This window comes from Pseudomonas sp. GW821-FHT11D10 (genome assembly GCF_058808435.1).
In genome coordinates, this window is record NZ_JBXARR010000001.1 from 128,678 (window position 1) to 145,008 (window position 16,331).

10 protein-coding genes are annotated in these 16,331 nt (G+C 61.4%); 2 read left to right on the forward strand and 8 right to left on the reverse strand.

Annotation, left to right across the window (positions count from 1 at the left end):
- Nucleotides 1–62: 62 nt before the first annotated feature.
- Entirely contained in the window at nt 63–2,375 is a 2,313-nt protein-coding gene (gene metE, locus AC1RT4_RS00585; protein WP_493082853.1) for a 5-methyltetrahydropteroyltriglutamate--homocysteine S-methyltransferase, read from the forward strand.
- Nucleotides 2,376–2,414: 39 nt separating this feature from the next.
- Here the strand turns inward: metE and AC1RT4_RS00590 are convergent, their stop codons facing one another.
- Complete coding sequence (locus AC1RT4_RS00590; RefSeq protein WP_493082855.1) at nt 2,415–7,946, reverse strand: dermonecrotic toxin domain-containing protein; 5,532 nt, start codon at nt 7,944–7,946, stop codon at nt 2,415–2,417.
- 206 nt (nt 7,947–8,152) lie between these two features.
- Between AC1RT4_RS00590 and AC1RT4_RS00595 the strand changes: the two genes are divergently transcribed.
- Complete coding sequence (locus AC1RT4_RS00595; RefSeq protein ID WP_179693883.1) at nt 8,153–9,187, forward strand: alpha/beta fold hydrolase; 1,035 nt, start codon at nt 8,153–8,155, stop codon at nt 9,185–9,187.
- Between the two features lies 1 nt (nt 9,188).
- On the opposite strand, the gene AC1RT4_RS00600 is transcribed toward AC1RT4_RS00595, so the two are convergent.
- The 7 genes from AC1RT4_RS00600 to AC1RT4_RS00630 all read right to left on the reverse strand — a co-directional run bounded on the left by AC1RT4_RS00600 (nt 9,189) and on the right by AC1RT4_RS00630 (nt 16,099).
- Nucleotides 9,189–9,518, reverse strand: coding sequence for a GlpM family protein (locus AC1RT4_RS00600; RefSeq protein ID WP_493084396.1), 330 nt, complete (start codon nt 9,516–9,518; stop codon nt 9,189–9,191).
- A 20-nt stretch (nt 9,519–9,538) separates the two neighbouring features.
- Nucleotides 9,539–10,867, reverse strand: a complete 1,329-nt coding sequence (gene aauR, locus AC1RT4_RS00605; RefSeq protein WP_085606770.1) for a two-component response regulator AauR — start codon at nt 10,865–10,867, stop codon at nt 9,539–9,541.
- A complete protein-coding gene (aauS, locus tag AC1RT4_RS00610) occupies nt 10,864–12,777 on the reverse strand; it encodes a two-component sensor histidine kinase AauS (protein ID WP_273899168.1) in 1,914 nt (637 codons plus the stop codon). The genes aauR and aauS overlap by 4 nt, the downstream gene beginning before the upstream one ends.
- A gap of 64 nt (nt 12,778–12,841) precedes the next feature.
- Nucleotides 12,842–13,576, reverse strand: a complete 735-nt coding sequence (locus tag AC1RT4_RS00615) for an amino acid ABC transporter ATP-binding protein (RefSeq protein ID WP_007953170.1) — start codon at nt 13,574–13,576, stop codon at nt 12,842–12,844.
- A complete protein-coding gene (locus AC1RT4_RS00620; protein ID WP_007953172.1) occupies nt 13,573–14,244 on the reverse strand; it encodes an amino acid ABC transporter permease in 672 nt (223 codons plus the stop codon). The genes AC1RT4_RS00615 and AC1RT4_RS00620 overlap by 4 nt, the downstream gene beginning before the upstream one ends.
- A complete protein-coding gene (locus tag AC1RT4_RS00625) occupies nt 14,244–14,990 on the reverse strand; it encodes an amino acid ABC transporter permease (protein ID WP_085745278.1) in 747 nt (248 codons plus the stop codon). Before AC1RT4_RS00625 ends, AC1RT4_RS00620 begins: the two co-directional genes overlap by 1 nt.
- Nucleotides 14,991–15,184: 194 nt before the next feature.
- Nucleotides 15,185–16,099 (reverse strand): glutamate/aspartate ABC transporter substrate-binding protein, encoded by a 915-nt coding sequence (locus AC1RT4_RS00630; protein ID WP_007953175.1) that lies wholly within the window; start codon nt 16,097–16,099, stop codon nt 15,185–15,187.
- Nucleotides 16,100–16,331: the final 232 nt, after the last annotated feature.

A 16,331-nucleotide genomic window follows, 5' to 3' on the forward strand; every position in this document is an offset into this window, starting at 1 on the left:
GTCTCATGTTGCCCTGGCTGTCGACAATGGCGCCATCTTTTACGCAATGGAGAACACTCGACATGGCCGTGGCACACACCCTGGGTTTCCCGCGCATCGGCGCCGACCGCGAACTGAAAAAAGCCCTCGAAGCCTGTTGGAAAGGCGATCTCGATCAGGCCGCTCTGAATCAGGTCGGCCGCGAACTGCGCGCCAAGCACTGGCAACTGCAGAAGGACGCCGGCATCGACCTGCTGCCGGTCGGCGACTTCGCCTGGTACGACCAGGTGCTGACCCACTCGCTGACCTTCGGTGTGATCCCCGAGCGTTTCGACGGTGTGCGTGACGAGCGCGGCCTGCCGACCCTCGACACGCTGTTTGCCATGGCCCGTGGCGCCACCTCGTCCTGCTGCGGCGGCGAGCACGGCAAGACTCAATACGCCCAAGAGCTGACCAAGTGGTTCGACACCAACTACCACTACCTGGTCCCGGAATTCAGCGCAGACCAGCAATTCAAGCTGAGCTGGGAACAGCTGTTCGATGAAGTCGAAGAAGCCAAAGCGCTCGGTCACAACGTCAAACCGGTGATCATCGGTCCGCTGACTTATCTGTGGCTGGGCAAGGCGAAAGGCAACGACTTCGACAAGCTTGATCTGCTTGAGCGCCTGCTGCCGGTGTACAACGAAATCCTTGGTCGCCTCGCCGAACAGGGCGTGGAGTGGGTGCAGATCGACGAACCGATCCTCACCCTCGACCTGCCGCAAGCCTGGAAAAGCGCCTTCGAGCGCGCCTATCACATCCTTCAGTACTCGCCGCTGAAGAAACTGGTGGCGACCTATTTCAGTGGTCTGCAAGACAACCTCGGTCTGGCCGTCGGCCTGCCGGTGCAAGGCCTGCACATCGACGCGGTGCGTGCGCCGGAACAGCTCGGTCAGGTGCTGGATCGCCTGCCGACCTACAAGATTCTTTCGGTCGGTCTGGTCAACGGTCGCAACGTCTGGCGCTGCGAACTGGAGCAGGCGCTGGCACAACTGCAACCGGCCCAGGAGCGTTTTGGCGACAACCTGTGGGTCAGCAGTTCCTGCTCGCTGCTGCACAGCCCGGTGGATGTCGAGCGTGAAGACAAGCTCGATCCGGAGCTGAAAAGCTGGCTGGCGTTTGCCGTGCAGAAGTGCAGCGAAATCTCGGTTTTGCGTGATGCGCTGAACGACCCGCAAGCGCCGAAAGTGCAAAACGCGCTGGCCGAAAGCCGCGCGATTCAAGAGAGCCGCGCCCGCTCGCCGCGCATTCACAAGGCCGCCGTGCAGGCCCGGATCGAGGCGATCAATGCCAGCGACAGCCAGCGTCATTCGCCGTTCGCCAAACGCATCGCCACGCAACAGGCGCGTCTGAAATTGCCGACGTTCCCGACCACCACCATTGGTTCGTTCCCGCAGACCGGTTCGATTCGCCTGGCCCGTCAGGCGTTCAAGCAGGGCAAGCTGTCGGCCAACGATTACCACGACGCCATGCGCAGCGAAATCCGCCACGCGGTGCAAGTCCAGGAACGTCTGGGCCTCGATGTGCTGGTGCACGGTGAAGCCGAGCGCAACGACATGGTCGAGTACTTCGCCGAACAGCTCGACGGTTACCTGTTCACCCGCTTTGGTTGGGTTCAGAGCTACGGTTCCCGTTGCGTCAAACCGGCAGTGATTTATGGCGATCTGTCCCGTCCTAACGCTATGACCGTGGACTGGATCACCTACGCCCAGAGCCTGACCGACAAGGTCATGAAAGGCATGCTGACTGGTCCGGTGACCATGCTGATGTGGTCGTTCCCCCGTGAAGACGTGTCGCGCAAAATCCAGGCGCAACAACTGGCACTGGCCCTGCGTGACGAAGTGGTGGACCTGGAAAACGCCGGGATCAAGATCGTGCAGATCGACGAGGCGGCGTTCCGCGAAGGCCTGCCGCTGCGCCGTGAACAATGGCAGGAATACCTCGACTGGGCGGTGGAAGCGTTCCGCCTGACAGCGTCCGGCGTGAAGGATGAAACCCAGATTCACACCCACATGTGCTACAGCGAATTCAATGACGTGATCAAGGCGATCGCCGACATGGACGCCGACGTCATCACCATCGAAACCTCGCGTTCGGACATGGAGTTGCTCGAGGCCTTCGAAGCGTTCGACTACCCGAACGACATCGGCCCGGGCGTCTACGACATCCACTCGCCGCGCGTGCCGGACACCGCCGAGATGGTCAAGTTGATGAGCAAAGCCGTGAAGCGCATCCCGGCCCAGCGTCTGTGGGTCAACCCCGATTGCGGCCTGAAAACCCGCGCCTGGCCGGAGACCGAAGCGGCGCTGGTCAACATGGTCGCGGCGGCGCGGCAACTGCGCAGTCAGTTGGCGTAACCCTGAAGAGGGGCGGGAAACTCTCGCCCCTTTGACGTTTCAGAGACCTTCGAAATAAGGCAGCACCGCCGACCGTTTGCCGATGTCGGTGTACGGCAGATCGGGGTTGTCGGCGTGGGTCATGAAACGATGCTCCGGCAGTTTCAAATGGGCTTTCTCGAACTCGCCGAATACCGGTATCGCTTTCGAGTAGTGAAAGTGGGCATACCACAGCAAGGATGGCGGATTCCGGGTCAGGTCCCGGACTTCGTATTCCTGCAGATAATCGCTTCGGCCGTCGGGGCGTTTACCGAGTGGTTTGAGCAACGCAGGTTTGCGAATGTCCACCGCCTCCTGATCGAGCAAGTCGACCAGCATGCCGTCGGTGGGTTTGCGGCTGCTCAAGGCTTGTCGGGTGCGTAACTGCCGGCCGATGGTTTTCAGCTCGGCCGCCTTGTCCCGCAATAACCGGATAACCGGATCCCGACTCGCCAGGCCTTCGATGTCGTGTGCACGACGCAGCAGATCATCCGCCTCGATGACCATCATGTGCTCCAGATCGACCGGCAACATGTTCTGTTCGGCGTAGCGACGCACTTTTGCCAGATAGGCGCTTTGAGCACCCAGTCGCTTGTGCGCATCGGTCACCAGCCGGGCGGGATCCCTCGGTACCGGCTGCGGTGGCGAGGGATCGCGCAGGCGAAATTTTCCACTGTCTGCCTGTTCCCAGACTTCACCGTCCTTGCCTTCTTCACTGAGCACGAACTGTCGCTTGCGGGTTCTCGGCTCCCACCGTTCGACGCCAACCAGCATCTGATTGTCCTCGGTCACGAATACCTTCGTTGTCGACTTTCCAACGGGCTTGCTGACGGCTGGTTGAGCGAGAGTGGCACGTGCCTTTTCGGCGAAGGCTTCGATACCGGCCAGTAGCGGCTCGACCTCTTCCTGGTGAAAATAGTCGGGATGGCGGGTGGTCCACGCTTTCATTTTTTGCTGGAAGGTCGCGTAGGCCTCCAGGCACTCGACCAGCATCTGATTGCGTTGTTGGCGTGTGACGACTGTGTGTGCAAGGTTGTATTGAACATACAGCGCGCGGTCTACAGCGAGGCGCAGAGAATAGGCCTGCTGTTGCAGATAGATCCAGGACAACTCATCGCCCCGGGAGTAGTTCTTGACGGTTTCCATTCTGTTGCCGGTTTTCAGAAACTGCAGGTTGCTGTCACTCAGGCGCCGGTTGAAGTGGTCGACATCTGCCTTCAGGCGGATTTCAGCCCTTTGCGAAGGATTGGTGATGCGTCCATACCATTGATTGAGTTCGCCCATCAGGGTCTCGGTGTGTTCCAGCTCCCGGACAAATTCGGCACGCAACTTGCGCGCGGCCTTCAGATGGTTCAGGCGCTGGCTGATGGCATCCTTCGGCAATTCATTGAGCTCACGCGTCAGCGCGTCAATCCGGTCTTGCAATCGAGTGGCCCGGTCACTCGAATAATAGATGCGGTTGCGGAAACGGTCCGCGACAATCCGCGCGCTGTCACTGAGGAACCGGATCGTCTCGCGATGTTTGTTGCCGTGGGTCAGTGGCTGGAGTTCGGTCAGTGTCTGGAAGCGTCGACGGGCCAGGGCGATGTCGCTGATGCAGCAAAGGTCTGCCAGTTCTCGCAGCCGTGCATTGCTTGTGTCATTGATAAAGCTGGCAATCGCGGCATCGTGCCGGGGGATCTGTACCCGGATCTGCGCCATCAAATCGTCGGCGGTATCGGTCAGCTGGACATGACGCCGCAGGGCGCGATCGGTCCACCAGTGTGGCAGGCGGACGCGAATCGCCTCCGGCCACAACGGTTGCAGGGTATCGGCCAGATGTCCGAGCACACCGCCACCGCCGAGTCCGCCGCCTTCGAACGTGGCGCCGTAGACGCCGAACCAGGTATCCCATTCGCCCGTTTCATCCAGCGCGACGGGTTGCTTGTAGGTCTTGCCCGGCGTACCGCTCAGGCGCCAGTTTCGCGAATCCTTGCTCCATTCCACCTGAAACACACGACCCTGACGGACGATGAAATCGCCATCGGCATGCCGATACACGTTGCGATAAATCCCGTGAGTTGCCGGTTGCAGCCCGGCCAGGGAAAGAGGGCGTGTGTACTCGTAACCCGAGAAACGGGCGACGACATGCGCCGTCTGGCGTCGCGAAGCTTTTTGCAGCGTGGCTGCGCTGGCGGCCAAGGCGGTCAACTGGCGCGTACGGGTCAATGTGCGGGCGGCCTGGGGCAGCGAACTGCTCGCCGCGTGTCCGGGAATCAGATCAAGGGCAGCGTCGATAAACGACAGCAGCACCGAGCCGAGCTCCGCAACCCCATCCCCGACCTGCCCGCGCAGAAAGGCAGCTACCGCCTGATTGGCAGCCGTCCAGGCATCGTAAAGTGCAATGGCCGTGCCCACGAACGGCAAAAAGCCCATGGCCATTTTGATGTAATGGAACGCGCGCGGACCCTTTAGCGCGTAGCGTTCCGCATACAGCGCAGCGTTGGAGCGAGAGCTGCCACGATGGGCCTCGATCAGGCGGCCCATGTGCGCATCCAGCAGGTGCGCGGCCAGCGACGTGGTGGCTGGCCAGCGCTCGCCGATCCCGATCATGCCGGTGAAGTCATGCTCGACGGCGCGGTGCAGACGGTGCTCGTGGGCACGCACATCGCCCTGCAGCGCCCGACGCGCGAGGTACTGAATCATCGCGTCTTGCCGGCACAGATTGAACAGTGCCCGGCGTGCCTGTTCGAGGCTGGTGTAACGGCGCAGGAAGCGTTCGTCCGGGCTGTCCGGCAGGTACAACAGGGTCACGCCGCTGACCTGTTCTTCAATGAACATCACCCCGGACAAGGTACTCGGGCCTTCGCCTTCGTTGTCTTTGCCGCCTGCGCTCAGGTACGCCGGCAGCATGACAACGCACTTGCCCTGCACACGCCAGGCCTGGGTTGAATCGGCGTCGATGGCGATGTCGAAAACCGACAGGTCGTCATCGCCCAGTTCGTTCTGCAGACGGGCACGCCGACCTTGCAGCCGGAGCATCAGCCGCCAGGGTTCGAGCAGGCATTCGCGCCGATGATCCTTGATGAACGCGCCTTCGTCAGGCGCGCCTCTGAACGTGTCGACGATCAGTTTTTCGTAGGCTTTGGGCAAATCCAGTTCAGGCAGGATCTTGCGCAGGTAGGGCAGATTGATGCCGTTGAGCAGGGTGATGCGTTCCTGCGCAGTCGTGGCATTCACTTCCAGACGCATGAAGATCAGCCGTTGCGACAAGGTATCGTCTTGAACCTTGCGCTGAGGGTCGATGTTGAGTTGCGCCAGCTCCTCGAGTGTCATCCTGCTGCGAGCGGCGCTCGGCACCATCACCGTGGTTCTCTGGGTTGCGCCGGGGCCTGCGGAATATCGGGTTTGCTGTGTGACCGAGTCGGGCAGGGTCAGCGAAATCGTGAAGTCGCCCTTGAGCGCGAAGTCCATTCGCAGACGTGCGTTGATGCGCTGGCGGGTGAAGTCATCGCGGGGGATAAGGTTGAGGGTCATCAGCTCATGACTGCGGTACATGGCGACGATGAAGGCTTCGATCAATGCCTTGAGGTTGCTGCGTTCAGCAGGGGGCAGGCGGTTCAGCCAGTCCGGCAATCGGGTGCTGAGCGTGGCGCTGTGTGCCTGCTCCTGCAACTGCGCAATCACCAGTGCCCGGACGGCGTTGACCGGGAACTGCCAGTCGGCGAGCGAGCGCTGGCGCAGGATCTCCAGTCGTTCGGCCTGAGCCGTCCCGTTGTGGCTCTGGCGGATGCTCGCGGCCCGTTGCCTGAAGTCGTCGGTCAACCGCTCCAGTGAATAACGCAACGGATCGCCGGTGATCGGTCTGAGTTGCAGGCTGACTGCGCTGTCGCTGTCGGCCATCCTGAAAACTTCCCGCGCCAGCGCCCGGCGGCTGGCGAAACGTTGCAGGCCTGCGCCGTAACCGGGCCAGTAAAGCAGCACGCTGTGCGTTGAATCGTTATCCAGCAGCGTTTGGGGATGGGTCATCACGAACGGGCCGTTGAGCGCCTGAGTGGTGTCACCATTCGTCTCGTTCATTTGCAGGGTCAGGCTGGCGGCCACCCGACCTGCGTCCGGTTCAGCGGGTGTATCGAGCAAAGCCTTCAGCAGGACGATGTCTTCATCGTCGAGTTGTCCGAGCGCCCGTTGCAGTTCGGCCTCGGCGTGCAGACCGGACTTGTGCGCCAGATGCAGCGCCGTGAAGTGTCGATCGAATGCCGTCGTGTCTTGCCCCATAAGACCGTGCGCGGCGGTATTCGCCGCTTGCTCGGCGTCTTCCAGCGCACTGTGCAGATCCTTGATCGAATCCACCGAGTTGCCCGTTTCGGCGAGCCAGGCTTCAAGTGCTTCGCGCTGGCGACTTATCGCTGCCTGCCGCCATGACCACGGAAGATCGGCACTCAGGCTGTCGAACAGTCGAGGGGGCGTTTCGTCCTCCCAAAGCGCTGGAGCATGATCGGTATCGAGGCCGGGGGCCGTGGAGAACACAGCGATCCCCAACTGCCGGTCAACCTGATCGGCGACGCTGAGGGCCAGTGCACCGTGTTCGGCCAGTGTCCTCCGGGTGTTTGAACCACTGCGCAGCGCCGCTGCCTGGGCCATTTGTTGTTGCCATAGCCATTCATCGAAGGCACTCGTCAGAGAATGGCCAGCCCCGCCGAACTCCACCTGTACGTTTTCGCTGGTCAGCCCTGTCGGCATCAGCGGCTGACTGGCTACCCAGGCACACAGGTCATCACGTCGTGCAAAGGCGTGCAGTGCATCTGGCCGGCTCGGCAGGTACAACAATTGCGCGCCGGTGTCTGCATGGCTGATGACCCACGCCGCCGGAAGTCGCGCCCGTACGCCGTTGTCGAACAGCAAGTTCGGCAGTTCGATCTTCAACGTTTCGCCAGTGCCTTGCTGCCTGTCCGACGGGCCCAGCAGCGACCATAACGGTTGCAATTGCTGCGCCGTGAGCTGACGCCGGGCAAATGCCATTTGCGCAACCGCCTCGATATGCTCGCCATACAACTGCCTGGCGCGTTCGTGTCTCGACACGGGCGTGCCGGGTGCCCGGGCATTCCAGTAGGCGTTCCAGCGCTCTTTGAGCGCCCTGATCGGATCGAGGCCTTTGAGGCGTTCGAGCAGTTGCGACGGGGTGAGGGGGTAAAGGGCGTGAGATGGACTTACTCCTGTCACCCGACATCGGCGGTCCAGCCATTCCTCGATCCATGGCTGTTGAAACACGAAGGCGCAGGCCTCGGTCAGGCCGACGAATCGCTGAGCGTGCCCGCTGACGGGATGAAACAGCAGGCCCGCGCGCTGCTCGTCCAGATCGAGCTGGCGATGGAGCAATCGGTTGAGGGTGTCACGGACCGAAGGTACACCGGCACACAGCTTACGCAGGCCCTCGCTGCTGTTGCGCCGGCTCATTGTCGCGACGTGCAGCAAACTTTCATCGACGGATTTCGGCAGTGTGGAAAGCCCGAGCACGTCGGACAAGGGATTCGCCGCAGGCGGTGGTAGATCGAAAAGCAAAGGTTCAGTCATGGCAGCAAAGCTCGATGGTGAGAGCGGCGGCTCCGCTCGATTCGCCAGCCATTCAAGGAAAGTTGCCAGGGGGAGGGGTGCTACATAGTTATTGTGATTCGACCGCTCGGCACTCTTCATCAAACTGTCATCGAACTGTGGCAGCGCGCTTGAACAAACTTCATCAGACTCGCGCTCTACTGGGGTTCTGCGTTTCGGTGTTTTTCATGTTCAAGGGATTTTTTGCAATCGCGGCGTTGTTGGCCGCGGTTTTTTTCGTTCCGGCGTCCTATGCGGCGTCGCGTTGCGACGTCAATGTACCGACCGAACGGGTCGATCTGGAGCAGGTGAGCCTGGCGTACCAGAGCATCGGCCGTGCGTCGGATCCGGCGCTGTTGCTGGTGATGGGGCTGGGCGGGCAGTTGATCCACTGGCCCGATGAAGTGGTGGTTGCGCTGTGTCAGCAGGGCTTTCGGGTGATTCGTTATGACAACCGTGATGTCGGCCTGTCGACCTGGCGCCAGACGCCGGTGGAAGCCAACCTGACCTTTGAGGTGCTGCGCTACAAGCTCGGCCTGCCGGTGGCGGCGCCTTACAGCCTGACCGACATGGCCGACGATGCACTGGGCCTGATGGACGCGTTGCACGTCGAGCAATTCCACGTGCTTGGCGCGAGCATGGGCGGGATGATCGCCCAGCACATGGCGGCGATGGCGCCGCAACGGGTCGAGAGCCTGACGCTGATCATGACCAGCTCCGGCGCCGAAGGGTTGCCGGCGCCGAGTGCGGCGTTGGTGCAATTGTTGTCACGGCGCGGCGCTCCCAATCGCCAGATCGCGCTGGAGCAACAGGCGGATTTGTTGGCGGCGCTGGGCAGTCCGACGGTCACCGATGATCGTCAGATGCTGCTGCATCAGGCGGCGCTGTCCTATGACCGAGCGTTCAATCCCGAAGGCGTGAAGCGCCAGATCATGGCGATCCTCGCCGAACCGAGCCGGGTGGCGTTGCTCAATCAACTACGTGTCCCGACGCTGGTGGTGCATGGCACGGCGGATCCGTTGTTGCCGGTGATGCACGGCGTGCACCTGGCGGCGCATATTCGCGGCAGTCAGCTGCGGCTGATTCCGGGGCTGGCGCACCGTTTTCAGGAAGCGTTCAAGGAGCCGTTGCTGGCGGCGGTGTTGCCGTATCTGCGCGAGCATCGCGAAGACACGTCGCACTGGGCGCAGATCGAACCGGTGGCGGAACACAACCTGCTCTGACTCAGGCGTGAATCCGCACCCACACCGACACCAGCACCGTCGCCGCCATCAGCCACGCCACCGCCGCGACCGCCAGCGAAGCTTCGAGGCGCATGCGGTCGACCATCACGTACAGCGTTGCCAGATAGACGAAGTACGGAATGATCGACCACATGCCGAAGACGATGGTGGTCTTCAGGTCGTCGATCGAACGGCCCTTGCCGACGATGTAATGGGCGATCAGGGCGAAGGTCGGGAACAGCGGCACCAGGCCTGCGATGTAGTAGTTTTTGGTCTTGGCCAGCATGGCGAGGATCACCACCACGGCCGCACCGAGCATTGCCTTGAAAATCAGATCCACGTCGTTCTCGCTTAATGGCTCAGGCCGTACTTTTTCACTTTGTCGAACAGCGTGGTCTTGGCCATGCCCAGTTCCAGACTGGCCTGGGTCAGGTTGCCGCCGCTGCGTTGCAGGGCGTCACTGAGCAGGTTGCGTTCGAACGCTTCCACCGCTTCGGCGAAGGCCAGGCCCTGGCCTGCGCTACCCGCGCCGGTCTTCTTGAATGCCGGCAAACCGAGGGCAAAACGCTCGGCGACGTTGCGCAGTTCGCGCACGTTGCCCGGCCAGTCGTGGCTCATCAGGCTCGACAGGGTCTGGTTGTCCAGCTCCGGCAGCGCGCGGTCGAAACGCAGGGCCGATTGCTGGGTGAAGTGTTCGAACAGTTGCAGGATGTCTTCGCGGCGCTCGCGCAGGGGCGGCAGTTCCAGCGTCACCACGTTGAGGCGGTAGTACAAGTCGCTGCGGAATTCCCCGGCCTTGCTCGATTCGTCGAGGTCGGATTTGGTCGCCGCGATCACCCGGCAATCCACCGCCACGCTCTGGTTCGAGCCGAGGCGTTCGAGGGTGCGCTCCTGTAACACCCGCAGCAGTTTGATCTGCAACGGCAGCGGCATGCTTTCCACTTCATCGAGGAACAGCGTGCCGCCGTCGGCGTGCTCGATCTTGCCGATCCGCCGCTTGCCGGCGCCGGTGAAGGCGTTGGCTTCGTGGCCGAAGATTTCGCTTTCGAACAGGTTTTCCGGCAGGCCGCCGCAGTTCAGCGCGACGAACTGTTTGGTGTGACGCCGGCTGAAATCGTGCAGACAGCGGGCGACCAGTTCCTTGCCGGTGCCGGTTTCGCCTTCGATCAGCACGTTGGCCGAGGTGTCGGCGACGTTGGCGATCAGCTCGCGCAGGTTCTGCATGGCCGGCGAGCGCCCGATGATCCGACCTTCAAGGGAATCGCGTTCGGCCAGTTGCCGGCGCAGGGAGGAGACTTCGCGATTCAGGCTGCGTTGCTCCAGCGCGCGCCGGGCGACGTCCACCAGCCGTTCCGGGGAGAACGGCTTTTCCATGAAATCGTAGGCGCCTTTCTGCATCGCGCCGACGGCCATGGAGATGTCGCCGTGGCCGGTGATCAGCACTACCGGCAGGCTGCGGTCGCGTTGCTTGAGCCGGGTCAGCAGTTCCAGACCGTCGATGCCGGGCAGGCGAATGTCGCTGATGACGATCCCGGCGAAGTTGTCGCCGACCTGCTCCAGCGCCTCTTCGGCACTGCCCACGCCGATGCACGGGATGTCTTCGAGGGTCAGCGCCTGCTGGCAACCGAGCAGCACATGGGGATCGTCTTCGACGATCAGCACACTAAGGTCGTTGTTCATATTGGCTCGGCAGGAATAGGGCTTACCAACGGTAAACTGAGGACGAAGGTGGTACCACCGCTGGCCGGGTGTTCGACACCCAGATGCCCGCCGGTGGCGGCGGCGAGGCTGGCCGACAGGGTCAGACCGAGGCCCAGGCCCTGTTCGCCGGGCTTGGTGGTGAAGAACGGTTCGAACAGGTGCTTGCGCGCTTCGGCGTCGATGCCGTGACCGTTGTCGCGCACCCGCAGGCGATATTTGCCGTTGAATTCTTCGCCTTCCAGCCACAGTTCCGGCAGCGGTTGCGCCTGCATGGCGTCGAGGGCGTTGCCGATCAGGTTGACCAGAATCTGTTCCAGCCGCGTCTGGTCGATCTGCACCTGCACATCGTCGAACTGGCGATGCAGTTGCAGGGAAGCGCTTTCGACACGGGCGCCGAGCACTTGCAGCGCGGCATCCACCGCTTTGCCGAGGCTGGCGCGGCCCTTGTCGTCGCCGCGCCGGGCGAAGGAGCGCAGGCTGGCAGTGATCCGGCCCATGCGGTCGATCAGGTCGTTGATGGTCTTGAGGTTGGTGCTGGCGACATCGAGCTGGCCGCGCTCAAGGAAGCGAATGGTGTTGCCCGACAGCGTGCGCATCGCCGCCAGCGGCTGGTTCAGTTCGTGGGCGATGCTGGTGGACATCTGGCCGATGGCCGCGAGTTTGCCGGCCTGCACCAGTTCGTCCTGGGCGCGGCGCAAAGTCTCTTCGGCCTGACGTCGTTCGCGGATCTGGCTCTTGAGCCGGTCGTTGCTGGCGCGCAGGTCGGCGGTGCGTTCGGTAATCCGACGCTCCAGCTGATTGTTGGCTTCCTGCAGGGCTTCGCGGGCGGCGAGGCGGGTGGCGATGACCTTGCGCCGTTCGTTCCAGGCGATCAGCAGGAACGCCACGAGGGCAAAGGCGACCGCTACCAGAATCCCCTGATTGATCGCTTCGCGCCGCAGGTCTTGCAACGGCGTGAGCAGGGTGAAATTCCACGGGGTATCGCTCAGCGGTCGGGTTTGCGCCAGATAGCTGATGTTTTCCTCATCGCCATCCTGCTGGCTCGGCACTTCGCTGTTGGCCGGGAAGGTGAGTTTTTCCACGCCTTCGGACAGGGTTTCCCGGGCCAGCGGTTGCAGCTCGTTCAGCGGGAACCAGTAGTACTGCAGGCTGCGGGCGAGTTTTTCCTTGGTCTCGTCGCTCAGCGGTATCACCGATTTCAGGCGCCGGGCCGGATCGCTGGACAGAATGATGATGCCGTTTTCATCGCTGACGAAGGCTTCGAGGCGCGCCCGTTGCCAGCGTTCTTCCATGGCTTCCAGGCGTACCTTGACCACTGCGACGCCGATGATCTTGCCGTGTTCTTCGAGGCCGTGGGCCAGGTAATAACCGGGTTCGCCATTGGTGCTGCCGATCCCGTAGAAACGTCCGGGCTGGCCGCGAATGGCATTCTGGAAGTAGGCGCGGAACGACAGGTCTTCACCGAGATAACTGTCGACGTCGCGCCAGTTGCTGGTGGCCATGACGCGGCCGGTGGTGTCCATGACGTAGATGGCCCGACTGCGGCTGCGCCGGTTCAGGCCTTCGAGGTAATCGTTGACCGTTTGCCGGTGTTCCGGGGTCGGGTCGTCCAGCAACTGCGAAACGCTCGATTCGAGTTCCAGCAGGCTGGGCAGGTAGGTGTATTTGCTGATCTCGCTTTCGACCGCGCGGGCGTGCAGTTCCAGCTGGCGCTGGCCGTTTTCGCCGAGGCTGCGGATGCCGAAATGTTCACTGGTCCAGAAGCCGATGTAACCCAGTCCGATCATCAGGGCGATGACCAGCGGCGGCAGGAACAGGTGGCGGATCAGACGGGGTTTCACGGCAAGTGATGGCGGCGTGGCGCGATAGAGAGTGGGGTCGCATTTCATCACAGATGCCTTGGGTCAACCACCTGCATTCCCCGACAGTGGATGTCGGGGAATGCAGCAGTTTTTAGTGCTGCAGGATTTTCTCGAGGAAATGCTGCGCGCGTTCGGAGCGTTGGCTGATGTCGCCAAAGAACTCTTCTTTCTTGCAGTCTTCGATGATCTTGCCGGCGTCCATGAAGATCACGCGGTCGGCCACTTTACGGGCGAAGCCCATTTCGTGGGTCACGCACATCATGGTCATGCCTTCGTGGGCCAGTTGCACCATCACGTCGAGCACTTCGTTGACCATTTCCGGGTCCAGCGCCGAGGTCGGTTCGTCGAACAGCATGACGATCGGGTCCATCGCCAGCGCACGGGCGATCGCCACACGCTGTTGCTGACCGCCGGACAACTGGCCAGGGTGCTTGTGGGCGTGAGCCGACAGGCCGACGCGCTCGAGCAGTTGCAGGCCTTTCTTGGTCGCTTCTTCCTTGCTGCGGCCCAGCACCTTGATCTGCGCGATGGTCAGGTTTTCGGTGATGGTCAGGTGCGGGAACAGTTCGAAATGCTGGAACACCATGCCGACGCGCGAGCGCAGTTTCGGCAGGTTGGTCTTCGGATCGGCAATCGACGTGCCGTCGACCACGATGTCGCCTTTCTGGAACGGCTCCAGTGCGTTGACGCACTTGATCAGGGTCGACTTGCCCGAACCGGACGGACCGCAGACCACGATCACTTCACCCTTTTTGACCTCGGTGCTGCAATCGGTCAGCACCTGGAAGTCCCCATACCACTTGTTGATGTTCTTGATAGAGATCATACGGCGAACCTTTTTTGCAGACGCTTGACCAGCACCGAGGCGGCAAAGCTGATGGTGAAGTACACGAGACCTGCGAAGATCAGGAACTCATTCGAGCGGCCAATGATGTCGCCACTGGCGCGCGAGGCGTTGAGGAAGTCCACCAGGCCCACGGTGTAGACCAGCGAGGTGTCCTGGAACAGGATGATGCTCTGCTGCAGCAGCAGCGGGGTCATCTTGCGGAACGCCTGAGGCAGGATGATCAGGCGCATCATCTGGCCGTAGGTCATGCCCAGTGCCTGCGCTGCGCCCATCTGGCCTTTGGGGATCGACTGCACGCCGGCCCGGACGATTTCGCAGAAGTACGCCGCTTCGAACATCATGAACGCCACGATGCACGAGGTGAACGCGCCGATCGGGGTGTCTTCGCCGGTGATCCAGCGCAGCACGAACGGCACGGCCAGGTAGAACCAGGTGATCACCAGCAGCAGCGGGATCGAACGGAAATAGTTGACGTACGCGCCGGCGATGCTCGACAGCAGTTTGCTGTGGGACAGGCGCATCAGCGCGAGGATGGTGCCGAGGATGATCCCGCCGACCACGCCCAGCGCCATCAGCTTGAGGGTCATCAGCATGCCGTTCCACAGGCCGGGAATGGCCGGAACGATGCCACTGAAATCGAATTCCATTATTTACCCCCCACGGAGATCAGGCCGGGCACGGCGACTTTCTTCTCGACCATGCGCATCAGCAGCATCAGGCTCATGTTGAGGGTGAAGTAGATCAGGGTCGCCAGGGTGAAGGCTTCAAACAGGTTGGCCGAGAATTCGGCGGTCTGTTTGGTTTGCGCCAGCAGCTCCATCAGACCGATCAGGGACGCCACGGAGGAGTTCTTGAACACGTTCAAAAATTCCGAGGTGAGCGGCGGAATGATGATCCGGTAGGCCTGAGGCAGCAGCACGTTCCAGTAGATCTGCGGCAGCTTGAAACCCATGGCACGGGCGGCGGATTCCTGGCCGCGTGGCAGCGCCTGGATACCGGTGCGAACCTGTTCGCAGACACGGGCGGCGGTGAACAGGCCCAGGCAGACGACAACGCTCAGGTAGGCCGAGGTGGTCGGGTTCAGGTCCTGCTTGTACCACTCCTGCAGATCCGGCGGCAGCAGATCGGGCACCAGGAAGTACCAGATGAACAGCTGAACTAGCAGCGGCACGTTACGGAACAGTTCGACGTAGCAGGTCGCGATGCCCGACACGATGCGGTTCGGCACGGTGCGCATGATGCCCAGCAGCGAGCCGAGTATCAGGGCGATGATCCAGGCCACGATGGCGATGGCGATGGTCCAGCCCAGACCGGAGATGAACCAGTCGAGATAGGTCTCGCTGCCCACGCCGGTGGACTTGAAGAACACGCCCCAGTCCCAGTTGTAATTCATTAGGGTCTCCCCTCGATTCGATCGATGTACAAGTGCCCGCCTGGGGAAGCTCCGTTCCCGCCCTGATTGTGAAAATCAGGCACACGCGATCGGCTCGACAGCCACCGGTTCGAGTGTTTCCAGAAAATGCCAGCAGGGAGTGACCATCCCCTGAAAAGGCAGGCGCCTCCTCAGGGGATAAGGTTAGTCAGAAATCAGGATTTCTTGTCGTCAGCCGCTTTGTCGGTCGGATTGGCGATCAGGGCCTTGAGCTCGTCGCTCATCGGGAAGTTCAGGTTCAGGCCTTTTGGTGGAATCGGCTGCATGAACCACTTGTCGTAGATCTTGTTGATCGCGCCCGAGGCGTAGGTTGCCTTGATGGCGTCGTCGACAGCCTTTTTGAACGGCTCGTCGCCTTTGCGCATCATGCAGCCATAGATTTCGTACGACTGTGGAGTACCGGTCACGGCCCAGTCGGAGGCTTTCTTGGCCTTGGCGGCTTCGCCGGCCAGCAGGGCGTCATCCATCATGAACGCAACGGCACGACCCGATTCCAGCATCTGGAAGGATTCACCGTGGTCCTTGGCGGAGATCACGTTCATGCCCATCTGCTTGTCGGCGTTCATCGCCTTGAGGATGCGCTCGGAAGTGGTGCCGGCGGTGGTCACGACGTTCTTGCCTTTCAGATCGTCGAAGTCCTTGTACTTGGAGTCAGCCTTGGACAGCAGACGGGTACCGATCTCGAAGATGCCGACGGAGAAGTCGACCTGTTGCTGACGCTCGACGTTGTTGGTGGTGGAGCCGCACTCGACGTCCACGGTGCCGTTCTGCACCAGCGGGATACGGGTCTGCGAGGTCACGAGGTTGTATTTGACCTGCAGGTTTGGCAGGTCGAGGTCTTTCTTGATCGCTTCGACGATGGCCAGCTGGATATCGTGGGAGTAGCCGACCGGCTTGCCGGAAGCGTCAGCGATGTAGGAGAAGGGAATGGAAGCGTCACGGTGGCCCAGGGTGATGACGCCGGACTCTTTGATCTTCTTAAGGGTGCCGGTGAGTTCGGCAGCGAAAACTGGTGTGCTGATCAGAGCGGCAGCAATGGCTGCGCCCAGGATATGGGGAACGATGCGCATCAAATTTTCCTCGACATTGTTTTTTTTATGGAGCCGGTTGAGCGGGCCCTTTGTACTTCGAATGCCTGACGGCTCCTGTTGTGTTGGCGCTACAGGCATTCGTCGAAGGAGTGTAGAGCATGAGTCGTGCCAGACCAGTCGGTACAGATTAATTCATTGATTTATAACGTTATTAAAGTTTAGTGATGGTTTTTTTTCGTCAATCTGATCCGGTTAACCGAATTGACCGCCA

Excerpts from the sequence above, each read along its gene's own strand:
- metE (WP_493082853.1), top strand. The coding sequence starts at position 63 with ATGGCCGTGGCACACACCCTGGGTTTCCCGCGCATCGGCGCCGACCGC.
- AC1RT4_RS00590 (WP_493082855.1), bottom strand. The coding sequence starts at position 7,946 with ATGACTGAACCTTTGCTTTTCGATCTACCACCGCCTGCGGCGAATCCC.
- AC1RT4_RS00595 (WP_179693883.1), top strand. The coding sequence starts at position 8,153 with ATGTTCAAGGGATTTTTTGCAATCGCGGCGTTGTTGGCCGCGGTTTTT.
- aauR (WP_085606770.1), bottom strand. The coding sequence starts at position 10,867 with ATGAACAACGACCTTAGTGTGCTGATCGTCGAAGACGATCCCCATGTG.
- aauS (WP_273899168.1), bottom strand. The coding sequence starts at position 12,777 with ATGAAATGCGACCCCACTCTCTATCGCGCCACGCCGCCATCACTTGCC.
- AC1RT4_RS00615 (WP_007953170.1), bottom strand. The coding sequence starts at position 13,576 with ATGATCTCTATCAAGAACATCAACAAGTGGTATGGGGACTTCCAGGTG.
- AC1RT4_RS00620 (WP_007953172.1), bottom strand. The coding sequence starts at position 14,244 with ATGGAATTCGATTTCAGTGGCATCGTTCCGGCCATTCCCGGCCTGTGG.
- AC1RT4_RS00625 (WP_085745278.1), bottom strand. The coding sequence starts at position 14,990 with ATGAATTACAACTGGGACTGGGGCGTGTTCTTCAAGTCCACCGGCGTG.
- AC1RT4_RS00630 (WP_007953175.1), bottom strand. The coding sequence starts at position 16,099 with ATGCGCATCGTTCCCCATATCCTGGGCGCAGCCATTGCTGCCGCTCTG.